Origin of the sequence: Streptosporangium sp. NBC_01810 (genome assembly GCF_035917355.1) — a bacterium.
Classification (GTDB): domain Bacteria; phylum Actinomycetota; class Actinomycetes; order Streptosporangiales; family Streptosporangiaceae; genus Streptosporangium.
On the sequence record NZ_CP109070.1, the window covers coordinates 5,284,601 to 5,299,857 of the forward strand.

Below are 15,257 nucleotides of genomic sequence, written 5' to 3' on the forward strand. Positions count from 1 at the left end.
CGCCCACCGGCTCACGCGTACGGTCACGGGCGGTGCGATGGAGACCGCCGTGGCCGGATCACGGGGATCGGGGCACCGTCAGGCCGATAGTCTTCGGTAATGCGTCTGGTCATCGCGCGGTGCAGCGTGGATTACGTCGGAAAGCTCACCGCCCATCTTCCGATGGCGCCTCGGCTCATCCTCATCAAGGCCGACAGCAGCGTCTCCATCCACGCCGACGACCGGGCTTTCAAACCGCTGAACTGGATGAACCCGCCGTGCAGGCTCCGCGAGGAGGAGGGCACCTGGACGGTGACCCACGGCAAGACCGGCGAGAAGCTCGTCCTCACCATGGAGGAGATCATCCACGACACCAGCCATGAGCTGGGCGTGGACCCCGGGCTCATCAAGGACGGCGTCGAGGCCCACCTACAGGAGCTGCTCGCCGAGCACATCACCACCCTGGGTGCGGGCTGGACGCTCGTCCGCCGCGAGTACATGACGGCCATCGGCCCGGTGGACATCCTCTGCCGCGACCAAACGGGCGCCTCCGTGGCCGTGGAGCTCAAGCGCCGCGCCGGCATCGACGCCGTGGAGCAGCTCACCCGCTACCTGGAGTTGATGAACCGCGACCCCCTGCTCGCCCCCGTGACCGGCATCCTGGCCGCCCAGAGCATCGCGCCGCAGGCCAAGACGCTGGCCCAGGACCGCGGGATCCGCTGCGTGACCCTCGACTACGACGAGCTACGCGGCATCGAGCGCAACGACACCCTGTTCTAGCGGGGCTTACGGGTCGAGCGTGCCAGGCTACGGGCCGGGCGCGGTTTCCCACCGCCGCCGAGGCCCGGCCCGCCACCGGAATTCCCATCTTCGAGCTCTTGCAGCATGCCGTTAAACGGTATTGCCCTCAGGCCTCATCCGGAGACGTGATTTCCGGCGTCGAGAACAGGTAGCGCACGGCATCACAGTCCATACTCTCCGTGCCGCACCAGTAGAAGTGAGACACATGAAAAACTGGAGAAAGGCCACCACCGCACTCGTGCCATGGTCACGCCGACCGGATTCACTTTCGCCCCGACAACCGCATCGACCGCCCGGGAGAACGCGCTGGACTGTCGGCAGACAAGCAGATCCGTACGGTACATATTCTACAGATCCGATAACAACGTCGGGGCGTTGCTCAGGGGGTGCAGCGGATTCCACTCGCCGAACTCCAGGGGATACCGCGTGGAGGCGGGAGGCCGATCCGGATACATCGAGCACAGAGACGGTTCGACAACGAAATTCTGTGAATGGGACAGCCTCTCCCTGCGAAACAAAGCCCGGACCTCGGGCCTCTGCATAAGCGCCGGGAGGGCAGCCTGGTGTAGATAGGCACGGCGGCGCGGGTTCACCCGCCGGGGCCTCGCGGGCCGCGGCCCGTCAACCGACCCGCGGCGAACCGGCGGCGGACCCGCACGAGAAATCCGGGGCACCCGAGCGGCGTTTCGCCTTCCGGGGCACCCGTCACGGCACAGAGTAGACGACCTTGACCGCGGCGACCGGACAGCGCACCTCCGACTGGGCCGCCAGGAACGCGCACAGGGTGCTCGGGTCGCGGCAGGTCCCCCTCATTCACCCGCAGCTAGAAGGAACTTGACCGACTAGTCAGACTTGTCACCTTCCCGCATGGGCAACGCAGGTAATAGCACAATGCCCCTTCCACAAAAAGGATCTTGCACCCATAATGGTTAATTCTGGGGGCTAGAACCATGAGATGGTTGATTCTGGGGGCTAGAACCATGAGGTGGAAGTGACAAAGCGATTATCCGTCAACCCCACACCGACTCTCAGGGGTTTGACATGAACGGACGGCCGTATCGTGGAATGTCAGCGGAGGAGCGACTGGCGGAACGCCGGGAACGTCTGATCTCCGCGGCGTACATCCTTTACTCCGATATCGGATTCCCCGAAACCACGATTGAGAGGTTGTGCGCCGCGGCACGTATCTCCAACCGCGCCTTCTACGAGTGCTTCTCCGGGCGCAACGAGTTGATGCGGGCCGTGCACGACCGGTGCGTGCACGAGACGCTGCAGTCGGTGGCGAAGTCCATAGAGCAGGCCACCGACACTCTGACCACCCGAGTTGAGGCGGGAATCTCCGGATACATCAACTTCGTCACCGAAGACAGGCGTCGCGCCAGGATCATGCACCTGGAGGTGCGCAGGGCCGGTGACTGCCTCGTCAGCTCACGGCAGCTGGCCGTCACGGCCTTCACCGACATGATCGAGCTGAACGTCGCAGACCTGCCGGAAGCGGTCAAGGCCAACCGGCATCTGCTCGCGCTGGGCATGATCGGGGCGATCCAGGAGCTGCTCATCGAGTGGGTGCTGGCCGACGACCCGCCCTCGACCGAGAGCATGATCAGCACTGCCGTTCACTTCTTCTACCGGTTATTCACCGCGTAACCGGATCACCTCGGCACGAAATCGACAAGGCATGGGCGAGGACGGGCCTCAGCCGACCCGTCCTCCGATATGTTCCGGCGGCACCGACGTCATCCCGCACTTCGACGGGCGGCCGGATCAGGCCACCGTGGCCACGGGGAGTTCGACGGTGAGGACCCGGTTGAGCCGGGTCACCGCCAGCACCCGCATGATCCTCGGTGGCACTCCCCTGAGAACAAGGCGGCGTTCCGCACCCACAGCGCGGCGATGCGTACCCACCAACACCCCCAGCCCGGTGGCGTCGATCATTTCCAGCTTGGAAAGATCCACGATCAGGTCGCCGCGCCCGGAGTCGACCGCCTCGTGCAGCCGCGGGCGTACTCCGGTGACGGTTCCCACATCAAGACGGTTCCCGACAGCGACCACCTGGGCCTGGGGGTTACCAGGGACGCGCATACCTCCCCCTCACACCTGGCCACGGAGTAGACGTGGCCGGGCACAACGGCGGTGCGTCACCGCAGCCAGTCGATCACGCACCGCATCCATATGATGGCACAGCGTGTAAGAAGCCGTGAACCTCCCCCGCTTCCGAATTCACCCTTCTTACACACATGAGAACCCCTTGCCCGAATGAACGGATAAAACGCGGCCCAAAGCCAACCTTTTCCCTGAGCCAACCGGATGGCGATGATCCGGTTGGTCACGCCTGTCGCCTATGGGCGGGGTGGCAGCGCGGGGCGGCGACGGGACGGCCGGGTGGAGGCGTCGGGCGGGGTCGCCGCCGGACGCTCGTCCAGCGCGGCCAGCGCGAGCCGTACCGCCTCCTCGACCTGCGGATCCCTGCCGGCCGCCCAGTCGTCGGGGGTGATGTCGATCTCGACATCCGGATCGACGCCGTAGTTCTCCACCCCCCAGCCGAATTCCTCGAACCAGAAGGAGTACCTGGGCACGGTGATGTGCGACCCGTCGACCAGCCGGTGGCCGCCCTCGATGCCGATGACGCCACCCCAGGTGCGGGTGCCCACCACCGGCCCGAGCTTGTAGATCTTGAAGGCCGCGGTGACGATGTCGCCGTCGGATCCGGCGTTCTGGTTGGTGATCGCGACCAGCGGTCCGCGCGGCGCGTCCTCGGGATAGGTGATCGACGTCATACCCCTGGGCAGGTCCCAGCCGATGACCCGGCGGATCAGCCTCTCGATGACCAGCTCGGAGGTGTGACCGCCTCGATTCCCCCGCACGTCCACCACGAGCCCCTCGAAGGTCATCTCCCTGCGCAGGTCGCGGTGGAACTGCGCCCACCCCTCGGCCACCATGTCCGGGATGTGCAGGTAGCCGAGGCGGCCATCGCCGAGCTCCCTGACCCGCGCCCGGCGCCCGGCCACCCAGTGCTGGTAGCGCAGGCGCCTGTCGTCACCGAGCGGCGTGACGACCACCCTCCGGCCACCACCCAGGGTCAGCTCGACCGGCTTGTCCGCGGCGCCGACCAGCAGCCTGGCCGGACCCTGCGGCGGCACCGGGCGGCCGTCGACCGCGAGCAGCGTCTCTCCCTCCATGACCGTCGCCCCAGGCCCGGCCAGCGGCGAGCGGGCGTGCACGTCGGAGGACTCGGCGGGCAGCACCGTCTCCACCTGCCAGCGGCCGTCGGCCCCCCTGGAGAGATCGGCGCCGAGCAGGCCGACCGGCTCCGAGGCCGGGTAACCCCAACCGGCCGCGTCGACATAGGCGTGCGAGCTGCCCAGCTCCCCCACGACCTCCCAGAGCAGATCGGCGAAGTCGTCGGCGGTGGCGACGCGGTCCACCAGCGGCAGGTACTCCTCCAGCACTGCCTCCCACTCGACGTCGGCCATGTCCTCGACCCAGAAGTCGGCGCGCATCCGGCGGCCCGCCTGAGCGTAGGCGTGACGCCGCAGGGCCCGAGGGTCGCCGGTGATCCGGATCCTGGACAGGTCGACGGTCGCCTCGTCGCCGTTCTTGGCGCCCGCCTTGCCACTGGCCGGCCGGACCGTGAGCGTGCCCTTGTCACTGACGACGAGCTGCGTGCCGTCACCGCTCACCCGATACCAGTCGAGTTTGTCGACCACCTCCTCCCACTTGCGCTTGTCCAGGTCGTAGCGGTCCAGCGCCGCCCGGGGCGCCTCGCCTCCCACCTCGTCCCTGTCCTCGCCGAGCTCCCCCGCCAGTGGCTCGCGCAGCCAGACGAACCCGCCCTTGACCGCCCGCAGGTCCGAATAGCGCCCCTCGGGCACCGGCACCCGCACGACCCTGGCGGCGATGCCGTCCAGGTCCACGGTGATCGCGGCCTCGTCCCGCTTGTCGTCGTCACCGGAGTCGGCGATGGGCCGCCCCGCGGCGCTGGGCGCGAACGGGGACGGCGTGGACGCGGCCAGCGGCACCAGATAGGGCCGGTAACCGAGAGGGAAGGACATGTCGAAGGAGTGCGCGTCATAGATCGGGTCGAAACCACGCCGAGACAGGAACGCCAGGTAGTCACCCGCGAAGGCGGGCGAGGTGTCCAAGAACCTGCCGTCCGTGACATCGGTCATGACCCGGTCCGCCACCCTGGCCAGCCTGATCCTGCGCAGTTGCGGGCCGTCCGGGTGCGACCAGGCCAGCCAGCCGGAATCCGGCGACCAGGCGAGGCCGTGCACCTCGCCGTCGGCCCTCGCCAGCTCCACGACCTCGCCGGAGGCCACGTCGACCAGGAGCAGCCGCCCGTCCCTGGCGCTCACCGCGATCGTGTTCCCGTCCGGCGCGACCGCCAGGTCGCCGACCTCTCCCAGCCTGCCCTCGGCGATCCTGCGGCTCTCCCCGCCCCCGGTGGGAACGATCTCCAGCCCCTGTGTCGCACCGTCGTCGAAGACCCACACCACCCGGTCGTCACCGAGGACGCGGGGCCGCCCCGCCGACAGGCCGTCACTGAGCTGCCGCGCCGGTCCGTCCCGGTGGGTCACCCAGTGCACCGTCCCCTGGACCTCCACCGCACTGGCCCGCCCGGTCGCGTCCACGGCCAGGTCGTGCAGCCGCCTGCCCGCGTTGACCTGGTAGGGCTGCCGTCCCCGCAGCGGGGAGCCGAGCGTGACGTCGAGCTTGCGGGCCTCGGCGTCAAGATCGTCCAGTAGGTAGAGATCACCGGCGTTCTGGTAGACGATCCGCCTTCCGTCGGTGGTGGCGTGCCTGGCGTAGAAGGCCTCGTGGTCGGTGTGACGGCGCAAGCCGGTGCCGTCCAGCTCGCAGGAGTAGAGGTTGCCGACGCCCTCGTGGTCGGAGAGGAAGGCGAGCCGCCCGCCGACGAGCATCGGGCCGGCCAGGTGGCCGTTCAGGTCGGCCAGGAGCCGGGTGAAGTCCCCCTCGCCACGCCGCACCCACAGGCGACCCGCCGTACCGCCTCGGTAGCGCTTCCAGACCGCCGGATCGCGGGGCAGCCCCCCGGCGAGCAGTGCCACCGCCTCACCCGTGACCGACAGGTCGTTGATCGGACCGTACGGCAACCGCTCGACGGCTCCGTCTCCGAGCGCGTAGGCCCAGGTCTGCCAGATGAACGGCTGGCCGGTCGCGCTGATCGCGAGGATCTCCCCCTCCGGTGTCCAGCCGCGCGTGCGCGTCCGCGCGTCACCCCAGTAGGTCAGCCGCTCGGCGGACCCGGAGTCCAGATCCGCCAGGTAGATCTCGGGGGCGCCGTCGCGAACGCTGGTCCAGGCGACCCTGGTGCCGTCGGGCGAGAGACGGGGATGGCTCGCGGGGGCCCGGTCGGCGGAGAGGCGCCACGCCCGGCCGCCGTCCGCCGGAGCCATCCAGACGTCGTCGTCCGCGACGAACGTCAGCGTCTCGTGGGAGATGTGGGGGAATCGCAGGTAGAAACCAGAAACCATTGACAAATCATATTGTCCACTATCAGGTAAATCGGGGGCAATTTTCGCACCGATAGGCTGGACGGCATGACGCGAGCTGACAGAGACAACCCGGTGGTGCTCTCCAAGATCTACACCCGTACCGGGGACGACGGCACGACCGCGCTCGGCGACATGAGCCGCACCCGTAAGACCGACCCGCGCCTGGCCGCCTACGCGGACGTCGAGGAGGCCAACGCGGCGATCGGCGTGGCACTGGCCACGGGTTCCCTGGAGGCGGACGTCACCGCCGTTCTCGCCCGGATCCAGAACGAGCTGTTCGACGTCGGAGCCGACCTCTGCACCCCGATCACGGAGAACCCCGAGTTCCCGCCACTGCGGGTCGAGCCCTCCTACATCGAGTGGCTTGAGGGACGCTGCGACGAGTTCAACGAGCGCCTCAAGCCGCTGCGCAGCTTCATCCTGCCCGGCGGCACCCCCGCGGTGGCCTGGCTGCACGTCGCCAGGACCGTGGTCCGGCGGGCCGAGCGGACCGTCTGGTCGGCGCTTGAGGCCCACGACGACGTCAATCCGCTGACCGCGAAGTACCTCAACCGGCTGAGCGACCTGATGTTCATCCTCTGCCGGGTGGCCGCCGGCGGCGACGAGATCCTCTGGAAGCCCGGCGGCACCCGCTGAGGGGCCCGCCGTCCTCTGGAAGCCCGGGCACCCGCTGAGGGGCCCGCCGTCCGGTAGGACGGCGCGGGAGATCAGGCGACGTCGAGATGGGCGCTGGGCGGAGCGGACTCCAGCCAGGCCACGAAACCGGTCAGTGCGCGGTATCCCATGGCGAGTTCGAAGGCGCTCTGCCCGTTGCGGCACTCAAGCGCCGTCACGCCCTCGATGAACCCGAAGAACTCACCGGAGCCGACCCTACGACGACCGGAAACGACAAGGCCGCGCCTCACGATAACGTGGCGCGGCCTTGGAAGCAGACCTATGAGCGGGATCCAGTTGAGGTGGCCGTCGGCGTAGCGGGCCACCCCGACCCGCCACCCCCGCTCCCTCGACATGGGGCGCAGGCAACACAGCACCGATCCTCGGAAGCGGGTCAGGATGAGCACCCGGAGTGCCAGGAGGGCGACGAGCAGCCCCACCACGATGAGTACGTCCAGCACTACCATGTCTGCCCGCCCCCCAACAAGCCCTTACCGTTAAGAAGCCGAATTTATCCGACTTCTTCTCCGGCCGCGCGCAGCCGGGCCCTGGCACGCTTGGCCTCGGCGGCCGCCTCTGCCGCCGCGTCCGCGTCCTCCATGCCGGCCTCGACCGAGGCCTGAGCCCGCTCCAGCGCACTCTTGGCTCGGGCGACATCGATCTCGGAACCAAGCTCGGCGATCTCGGCCAGGATCGACACCTCGTCGTCGGCCACCGAGAGGAATCCTCCGTGGACGGCGGCGACGAGGTCGGCCTCGCCACCTCGCTTGATCTTCAGCAGCCCGCCCTCGACGAGAACGCCGAGCACGGGTGCGTGTTTAGGCATGATACCGATCTCGCCGTCGACGGTCTTGGCAATCACCATGTCGGCCTCGCCGGACCAGATCTCCCGCTCCGGGGAGACGACGCCTACTCGCAGCTTCGCCACTTTCTCTCCAGTTCCTTATCGAACCAGGCGCCGGTACGGCCGCATGACCGCACCGGCACCGAAGGCGACTAGCGGGCGAGTTCCTTGGCCTTGGCCACGGCCTGGTCGATGCCACCGACCATGAAGAACGCCTGCTCGGGCAGGTGGTCGTAGTCGCCGGCGCACAGACCCTTGAACGAGGCGATGGTCTCGTCCAGCGGCACGTTCTCGCCGGGCTGACCGGTGAACGCCTCGGCGGCGTACATCGGGTGGGACAGGAAGCGCTCGATGCGACGGGCCCGGTTGACGGTGACCTTGTCCTCTTCGGAGAGCTCGTCGATACCGAGGATCGCGATGATGTCCTGCAGTTCCTTGTACTTCTGCAGGATCCGCTTGGTCTCCTGAGCCACGCGGTAGTGCTCCTCGCCCACGATCAGCGGGTCGAGGATCCGCGAGGTGGAGTCGAGCGGGTCCACCGCGGGGTAGATGCCCTTCTCCGAGATCGGCCGCGAAAGCACGGTCTGCGCGTCGAGGTGCGCGAACGCGTTGTGCGGGGCCGGGTCGGTGATGTCGTCCGCGGGGACGTAGATCGCCTGCATGGAGGTGATCGAGTGACCGCGGGTCGAGGTGATGCGCTCCTGCAGAACACCCATCTCGTCGGCCAGGGTCGGCTGGTAACCCACCGCGGACGGCATGCGGCCGAGCAGGGTGGACACCTCGGAACCGGCCTGGGTGAACCGGAAGATGTTGTCGATGAAGAGCAGCACGTCCTGCTTCTGCACGTCACGGAAGTACTCCGCCATGGTCAGGGCGGAGAGCGCGACGCGCAGACGGGTGCCCGGGGGCTCGTCCATCTGGCCGAAGACGAGGGCGGTGTCCTTGAGGACGTTCGCCTCCTCCATCTCCAGCCAGAGGTCGTTGCCCTCACGGGTGCGCTCGCCGACGCCGGCGAACACCGAGGTGCCACCGAAGTTACGGGCGACCCGGCGGATCATCTCCTGGATCAGCACGGTCTTGCCCACGCCCGCGCCGCCGAACAGGCCGATCTTGCCACCCTGCACGTACGGGGTGAGCAGGTCGATGACCTTGATGCCGGTGGTCAGCATCTCGGTGCGCGACTCAAGGGTGTCGAAGGCGGGCGAGGGACGGTGGATGCCCCAGCGCTCCTCGATCTTGAGCGACGCGGTGGGCACGTCCAGTGCCTCACCGAGCGTGTTCCACACGTGGCCCTTGACGACGTCGCCGACCGGCACGGAGATGGCCGCGCCGGTGTCGGCCACCGCCGCGCCACGGGTCACGCCGTCGGTGGGCTGCATGGAGATGGCCCGGACCAGGTTGTCACCCAGGTGCTGGGCGACCTCCAGGGTCAGCAGCCTGACCTCCCCGCCGAGGGTGACCTCGGTGGTGAGCGCGTTGTAGATCTCGGGCATCGCCTCGACGGGGAACTCCACGTCGACGACGGGACCGGTGACCCGCGCGACGCGGCCCACGCCGGTCTCAACAGTCTGTGCAGTCATTTCACTCTTTCCCCGCTGCGGCGTCAGCCAGCGCGCTCGCGCCACCGACGATCTCGCTGATTTCCTGGGTGATCTCGGCCTGGCGAGCTTGGTTCATCTGCTGGGTGAACGTTCGGATGAGCTCGTTGGCGTTGTCGGTCGCCGACTTCATCGCCCGGCGGCGCGACGCCTCTTCCGAGGCCGCCGACTGGAGCAGCGCGCTGAAGATGCGCGACTCCACATAGCGCGGCAGCAGCGTGTCGAGAACATCGGCCGCGCTGGGCTCGAACTCGAAGTACGGCAACGGCGTGTCCACCGGCTCGACGGTCTCCTCGACCTCCAGCGGCAGGATTCGCTTGATCACGACTTCCTGCGTCAGCATCGAGACGAACTGGGTCGAGACGATGTGGATCTCGTCCACCCCGTCCTCGGCCGAGAACGAGTCGATCAGCACGCCGGCGATCTCCTTGGCGTCCGAGTAGGAGGGCTTACGGGAGAACCCCGTCCACTGCCCGCTCATCTCGCGGCCACGGAAGCTGTGCCAGGCGACACCCTTGCGGCCGGTCACGAAGGGCACGGGCTCGATGCCCTTGTCCTTCAGCAGACCGGCGAGGGCCTCGGCCTCACGCAGGATGTTCGCGTTGAAGCCGCCGCAGAAGCCGCTGTCGCTGGTGACGATGAGCACGGCGGCCCTGGCGGGCCGCTCCTTCTCCACGGTCAGCGGGTGGTCGACGCTGCCGGTGTTGCTGACGACGCCCGTCACGGCACGAGTGATCTCGCGCTCGTACGGTACCGCCGCCTGCATCCGCAACTGCGCCTTCACGATGCGCGATGAAGCGATGAGCTCCTGGGCACGCGTGATCTTCGCCGTTGACTTGACCGACTTGATCCGCCGCCGCAGCAGTCTTAGCTGGGCACCCATCGGCTACTTCTTCTCAGCCGGACGGACGCGCTTGGTGATCTTTTCCTGGCCGACCGCTTCGGCGCCGAGCGCCTCGATCGGCTCCTCGTTGACCAGCAGCTCGCCCGCGGAGGTCTCGAAGGTCTTCTTGAACGCGGTGACGGCGTCCTTGAGAGCGGTGACCGTGTCCTCGGACAGGGCCTTGGTCTCGCGGATGCTGTCGAAGATGCCCTTCCTCTCTCGACCGATGTAGTCAAGGAAGTCCGCCTCGAAGCGGCGGATGTCCTCGACCGGGACCTCGTCGAGCTCACCGGTGGTGCCGGCCCAGATCGAGACGACCTCGTGCTCGACCGGGAAGGGGCTGTACTGCGGCTGCTTGAGCAGCTCGACCAGGCGCTGACCGCGCTCCAGCTGAGCCTTGGAGGCCGCGTCCAGGTCGGAGGCGAAGGAGGCGAAGGCCTCCAGGTCACGGTACTGGGAGAGCGACAGGCGCAGCGTGCCGGCGACCGACTTCATCGCCTTGGTCTGGGCCGAGCCGCCGACTCGGGAAACCGAGACACCGACGTTGATGGCGGGACGGACACCGGCGTTGAACAGGTCCGTCTCCAGGAAGACCTGGCCGTCGGTGATGGAGATGACGTTGGTCGGGATGAACGCCGAGACGTCGTTGCCCTTCGTCTCGATGATCGGCAGACCGGTCATCGAGCCGGAACCCATCTCCTTCGACAGCTTCGCGCAACGCTCCAGGAGGCGGGAGTGCAGGTAGAAGACGTCACCGGGGTAGGCCTCACGGCCCGGCGGGCGACGGAGCAGCAGGGAGACCGCGCGGTAGGCGTCGGCCTGCTTGGTCAGGTCGTCGAAGACAATGAGAACGTGCTTGCCCTGGTACATCCAGTGCTGGCCGATGGCCGAACCGGTGTAGGGGGCGAGGTACTTGTAACCGGCCGGGTCGGACGCCGGAGAGGCGACGATGGTGGTGTACTCCAACGCGCCCGCCTCCTCAAGGCGAGCCTTGACCTGGGCGATCGTGGAACCCTTCTGGCCGACCGCGACGTAGACGCAGCGGACCTGCTTGTCGGGGTCGCCGGAGAGCCAGTTCTCCCGCTGGTTGAGGATGGTGTCCACGGCGATCGCGGTCTTGCCGGTGCCACGGTCACCGATGATCAGCTGGCGCTGGCCACGGCCGATCGCGGTCATCGCGTCGATCGCCTTGATGCCGGTGGCGAGGGGCTCCTTCACCGGCTGGCGCTGCACGACGGAAGGCGCCTGAACCTCAAGGGGACGAACGCCCTCGGACTCGATGGCACCCTTGCCGTCCAGCGGGATGCCCAGCGGGTCGACCACTCGGCCGAGGAAGCCGTCGCCGACCGGCACGGACAGGACCTCGCCCGTCCGGCGGACCGACTGGCCCTCCTCAATCTTGCTGAAGTCGCCCAGAACAACGACACCGATCTCCCGGACGTCCAGGTTCAGTGCCAGGCCACGCGTGCCGTCCTCGAACTCAAGCAGCTCGTTCGCCATCGCCGAGGGAAGGCCGGAGACATGGGCGATACCGTCGCCGCAGTCGACGACGGTCCCGATCTCCTCACGCGCGGCGCCTTCCGGCTCGTACGCCTGGACGAAGCGCTCAAGGGCGTCCCGGATCTCGTCCGGCCGGATCGTAAGCTCCGCCATCTCTCTTCAGTCTCCCTATTCGCCTAGCCGGCCAACCGGCGGCGGACTTCTTCGATTCGTCCCGCGATGGTGGTGTCGATGAGATCGTCCCCGATGTGCACCGAGAACCCTCCCAGCACCCGCGGATCCACCTCGACGTTCAGATGAACGTCGCGGCCGTACGAGGTGCGCAGCCACGTGGCGAGACGCTGCTTCTGCTCCTCTGAGAGCACGATGGCGCTGCGCACCACCGCGACGAGGCGCTGCCGCTGGGCGGCGACCAGCCTGCCGAATTCCTCCAGCCCACTGTCCAGACTACGTCCTCGCGGATGTACCACGAGCTGCGTGATCAGGCGGAGAGTGGTGGGGGCGACCTTGGCGGCGAGGAGGGAGCCCAGCAGCTCCCGCTTGGCCTGCTCCGGTGCCGCCGAGGAGGTCAGAGTCCGGTGCAGTTGCAGGTTCGAGGCGACGATACGCCCGAACCTGAACAGCTCGTCCTCGACGTCGTCAAGCCTGCTCTGCGCCTCGGCCTCCGCGGAGGCGGCGATGACGCCGAGACGCTCAAGGGCGTCGGCCAGGTCGCCGGATCGGGCCCACCGTGCGGACACGGCCGCGACGACCGTCTCCAGTGCGGCATCGCTGATCTTGCCCTCCAGCAGCACCCGTACGACCTGCGCCTTCTGGGCCGCGGGCCGGGCGGGGTCGGAGAGGTTGCGGCGGAGCCCGTGCTCACGGTCGAACAGGTCGGCGACCGAGAAGAGCTCGTCGGCCAGCGTGCCGAGGTCGGCGCTTCCCGCGACGGCGTTGAAGCGCTCTTCGACCTCGGCCAGCGAAGCCCTGCTCAGACCTCTCATCAGCGGACCGCCGCGCTGCTCGACTCGAGCTCCTCAAGGAACCGGTCCACGGTGCGGCGCTGGCGCGCCTCGTCCTCAAGGGACTCGCCGACGATACGGCCGGCCAGATCGATCGACAGACGGCCGAGCTCGGTACGGAGCTGGGCGAACGCCTGCTGACGGTCGGCCTCGATCTGCAGGTGCGCGGCCTCGACGAGACGACGGGCCTCGGCCTGCGCCTCCTCGCGGAGCTCGGCCTTGATCTGCGCACCCTGCTCGCGAGCTTCCTCACGCAGGCGGGAAGCCTCGTGACGAGCCTCGGCGAGCTGGTCCTTGTACTGCTTGAGCAGCGCCTGGGCCTCGGTCTGGGCGTCCTCGGCTCGCTTGATGCCGCCTTCGATCGCATCGGTCCGCTCGGCCAGGGTCTTCTGGATGCGCGGGGTGAGGATCTTACCGACGACGAAGAGGACGACGAAGAACGCGAAACCGCCAACGACCAGCTCGTAGAGGTGCGGCATGATCGGGCTGGTGCCCTCTTCCGCCGCCAGGAGCGTAGCTGCGGTTGTCATCGATGCAGCCTTCCGTCAGAGGTGTTTTCGATCAGCCGTAGATGAACGGCGCGACAAGACCGATCAGAGCCAGCGCCTCGACGAGCACGAAGCCCAGCAGCATGTTCTGGCGGATCAGGCCGTAGGTCTCGGGCTGGCGGGCGATGGCCTGCAGACCGTTACCGAAGATGAGGCCGACACCGATGCCGGGGCCAAGCGTGGCGAGACCGTAACCGATGGAGCCGATGTTGCCGGAGACCTCAGCGAGGATGCTCATTGCTGTTTCCTTTACGGGACGGCCGGTGAACGGATCTCACCGGTCTGAACTGGAGAAAAGAGTCTTAGTGCTCGGCGTGCAGGGAGTTGCCGATGTACATCGCGGCGAGCAGCGCGAACAGGAAGGCCTGGAGGAACTGGATGAACATCTCGAACCCGGTCATCGCGATCGTCATGATGACGCCGACCACACCGACCGGGGCGCCGAGCGGCGTGAGCTTCTCGAAGAGGAACCAGAAACCGACGGCACTGAAGAAGGCCAGGATGATGTGGCCCGCGAACATGTTGGCGAAGAGTCGCACGGCGTGGGTGAACGGCGCCACGATCATGGTCGAGAGGAACTCGATCGGCGCGAGCAGCACGTAGATCGGCTTGGGCAGCCCCGGGGGGAACATCATGTTCTTGAAGTAGCCGACCGCTCCCTGGTGCTTCATGCCCAGGTAGATCTTCAGCGCGTAGACGCTGATCGCCAGGACGATCGGGAAGGCGATGTGCGAGGCGATCGGGAACTGCAGGAAGGGGACGACACCCATCAGGTTCCAGACCCAGACCAGGAAGAACAGGCTCAGCAGCAGGCCCATCCAGCGGTCGGCGTCCTTACCCAGGAAGGGGCGGGCGACCTGGTCGCGGACGAACATGTAGCCCATCTCACCGATGTTCTGGATGCCCCGGGGCACCAGCTTCGGGTTGGCGAAGGCCGACCAGCAGAAGGCCACGACCACAAGCGAGCTCAGCAGGGCGAGCAGCACCGGCTTGGTGAACCAGGTGACGCCGGCAATGATCGGGGGGAAATCGAACAGCTCAAGCCCTGGGGCCTTGAACTCGTCGGCGGCGAGGACCGTCAGCGCCTTCACGCGGCGTTCCCTTCAACGTGGTAGTGGATCAAGATTGCTTCCTCAGCGAAGCGACCGCCGCGCGAGGTCAGCGACCGTATTTCCGGTAGACCAGGTAGATGGCGAGAACGGCACCGACGATCACTCCGATCGGTGTGAACACGGCCACGCCAGTCCAACGGCTCAGCAACCAACCGCCGCCGCCGTAAAGGATGATCCCGGAGAGAATGTAACTGGGAACCGACCAGGCGGCGTTGGCGAAGTCGCGGCCATCGCTCTCGGGCCTGCGTTCTTGTTCGCTCATTGCGGGCATGACAATAGCAGCCGGGGAGATGACTAGTCATATCGGGTCCCGTAGCCCGGTCATGATACGCCTCATCGGGGGCCGCCCTGTCCGGGAACCGCGGCACCCGGGTCAACGTAGAGCATCTTCGTTTTCACGAAGCCCCACATCTCGCCGGCCGTCCAGACGACGGTGCAGATTATCGTCGACCAGCCGAAGGCGCGCGACTCGAACGCCGTGGCGCTCTCGAACATCTTCAGGAGCGCCATGATGATCAGGACCTTCACCGCGTAGCCGACGATCGCGGTGACCATCATCACAACGGGAGAGACCCGGCTCGCGGAGGAGACCGCGACCAGACTGACCGTGAAGAAGACCGCCACCACCAGGAGGCCGATCACGGCCCCCAGAGCGCCCTTGGCCCCGGAGAGCAGAGCCGCCGCGAGGATGACGACCGCGCCCGCGGCGGCGGTGGGTATCACGGCCCCTTTGAGGACGCGCACGTCGTTGGCCTGCATCGGCACTCCCAGTGACTGTTATCAAGCGAGCGATTGCTACCTCGCAGATCCAGCTAAAC

Annotated in this window: 16 protein-coding genes; 3 read left to right on the plus strand and 13 right to left on the minus strand. The window is 67.4% G+C overall.

Annotation, left to right across the window (positions count from 1 at the left end):
- The first annotated feature begins 99 nt into the window (after positions 1-99).
- Both nucS and OIE13_RS23440 read left to right on the plus strand, forming a co-directional pair.
- A complete protein-coding gene (gene nucS / locus OIE13_RS23435; RefSeq protein WP_326636548.1) occupies positions 100-759 on the plus strand; it encodes an endonuclease NucS in 660 nt (219 codons plus the stop codon).
- Positions 760-1,821: 1,062 nt separating this feature from the next.
- Positions 1,822-2,427 carry a TetR/AcrR family transcriptional regulator gene (locus tag OIE13_RS23440; protein WP_326636546.1) on the plus strand — a complete coding sequence of 202 codons (606 nt, stop codon included), beginning with the start codon at positions 1,822-1,824 and terminating at the stop codon, positions 2,425-2,427.
- A 117-nt stretch (positions 2,428-2,544) separates the two neighbouring features.
- On the opposite strand, the gene OIE13_RS23445 is transcribed toward OIE13_RS23440, so the two are convergent.
- Complete coding sequence (locus OIE13_RS23445; RefSeq protein WP_326636544.1) at positions 2,545-2,862, minus strand: STAS domain-containing protein; 318 nt, start codon at positions 2,860-2,862, stop codon at positions 2,545-2,547.
- A 257-nt stretch (positions 2,863-3,119) separates the two neighbouring features.
- Positions 3,120-6,275, minus strand: a complete 3,156-nt coding sequence (locus tag OIE13_RS23450; RefSeq protein WP_326828762.1) for a S41 family peptidase — start codon at positions 6,273-6,275, stop codon at positions 3,120-3,122.
- A 66-nt stretch (positions 6,276-6,341) separates the two neighbouring features.
- On the opposite strand from OIE13_RS23450, the gene OIE13_RS23455 reads away from it, so the two are divergent.
- On the plus strand, positions 6,342-6,932 hold the full coding sequence (locus OIE13_RS23455; RefSeq protein WP_326636540.1) for a cob(I)yrinic acid a,c-diamide adenosyltransferase: 591 nt from the start codon (positions 6,342-6,344) through the stop codon (positions 6,930-6,932).
- 71 nt (positions 6,933-7,003) lie between these two features.
- Here OIE13_RS23455 and OIE13_RS23460 read toward each other — a convergent pair whose 3' ends face one another.
- From OIE13_RS23460 to OIE13_RS23510, 11 genes are all read right to left on the minus strand, one after another.
- Positions 7,004-7,417 (minus strand): DUF2550 domain-containing protein, encoded by a 414-nt coding sequence (locus OIE13_RS23460; protein ID WP_326636539.1) that lies wholly within the window; start codon positions 7,415-7,417, stop codon positions 7,004-7,006.
- Between the two features lie 44 nt (positions 7,418-7,461).
- Positions 7,462-7,878: a F0F1 ATP synthase subunit epsilon gene (locus tag OIE13_RS23465; protein ID WP_326636537.1), complete on the minus strand. Its 417-nt coding sequence runs from the start codon at positions 7,876-7,878 to the stop codon at positions 7,462-7,464.
- 68 nt (positions 7,879-7,946) lie between these two features.
- A complete protein-coding gene (atpD, locus tag OIE13_RS23470; RefSeq protein WP_326636535.1) occupies positions 7,947-9,374 on the minus strand; it encodes a F0F1 ATP synthase subunit beta in 1,428 nt (475 codons plus the stop codon).
- Position 9,375: 1 nt separating this feature from the next.
- Positions 9,376-10,275, minus strand: a complete 900-nt coding sequence (locus OIE13_RS23475; RefSeq protein ID WP_326636533.1) for a F0F1 ATP synthase subunit gamma — start codon at positions 10,273-10,275, stop codon at positions 9,376-9,378.
- Between the two features lie 3 nt (positions 10,276-10,278).
- A complete protein-coding gene (gene atpA / locus OIE13_RS23480; protein WP_326636531.1) occupies positions 10,279-11,928 on the minus strand; it encodes a F0F1 ATP synthase subunit alpha in 1,650 nt (549 codons plus the stop codon).
- A gap of 23 nt (positions 11,929-11,951) precedes the next feature.
- Entirely contained in the window at positions 11,952-12,761 is an 810-nt protein-coding gene (locus OIE13_RS23485) for a F0F1 ATP synthase subunit delta (RefSeq protein WP_326636529.1), read from the minus strand.
- Positions 12,761-13,309 carry a F0F1 ATP synthase subunit B gene (locus OIE13_RS23490; RefSeq protein WP_326636527.1) on the minus strand — a complete coding sequence of 183 codons (549 nt, stop codon included), beginning with the start codon at positions 13,307-13,309 and terminating at the stop codon, positions 12,761-12,763. Before OIE13_RS23490 ends, OIE13_RS23485 begins: the two co-directional genes overlap by 1 nt.
- A gap of 31 nt (positions 13,310-13,340) precedes the next feature.
- Entirely contained in the window at positions 13,341-13,565 is a 225-nt protein-coding gene (gene atpE, locus OIE13_RS23495) for an ATP synthase F0 subunit C (protein ID WP_326636525.1), read from the minus strand.
- 64 nt (positions 13,566-13,629) lie between these two features.
- Positions 13,630-14,418: a F0F1 ATP synthase subunit A gene (gene atpB, locus OIE13_RS23500; protein WP_326636523.1), complete on the minus strand. Its 789-nt coding sequence runs from the start codon at positions 14,416-14,418 to the stop codon at positions 13,630-13,632.
- Positions 14,419-14,485: 67 nt separating this feature from the next.
- Entirely contained in the window at positions 14,486-14,701 is a 216-nt protein-coding gene (locus OIE13_RS23505; protein ID WP_326636520.1) for an AtpZ/AtpI family protein, read from the minus strand.
- A 71-nt stretch (positions 14,702-14,772) separates the two neighbouring features.
- On the minus strand, positions 14,773-15,198 hold the full coding sequence (locus tag OIE13_RS23510) for a hypothetical protein (protein WP_326636518.1): 426 nt from the start codon (positions 15,196-15,198) through the stop codon (positions 14,773-14,775).
- Positions 15,199-15,257: the final 59 nt, after the last annotated feature.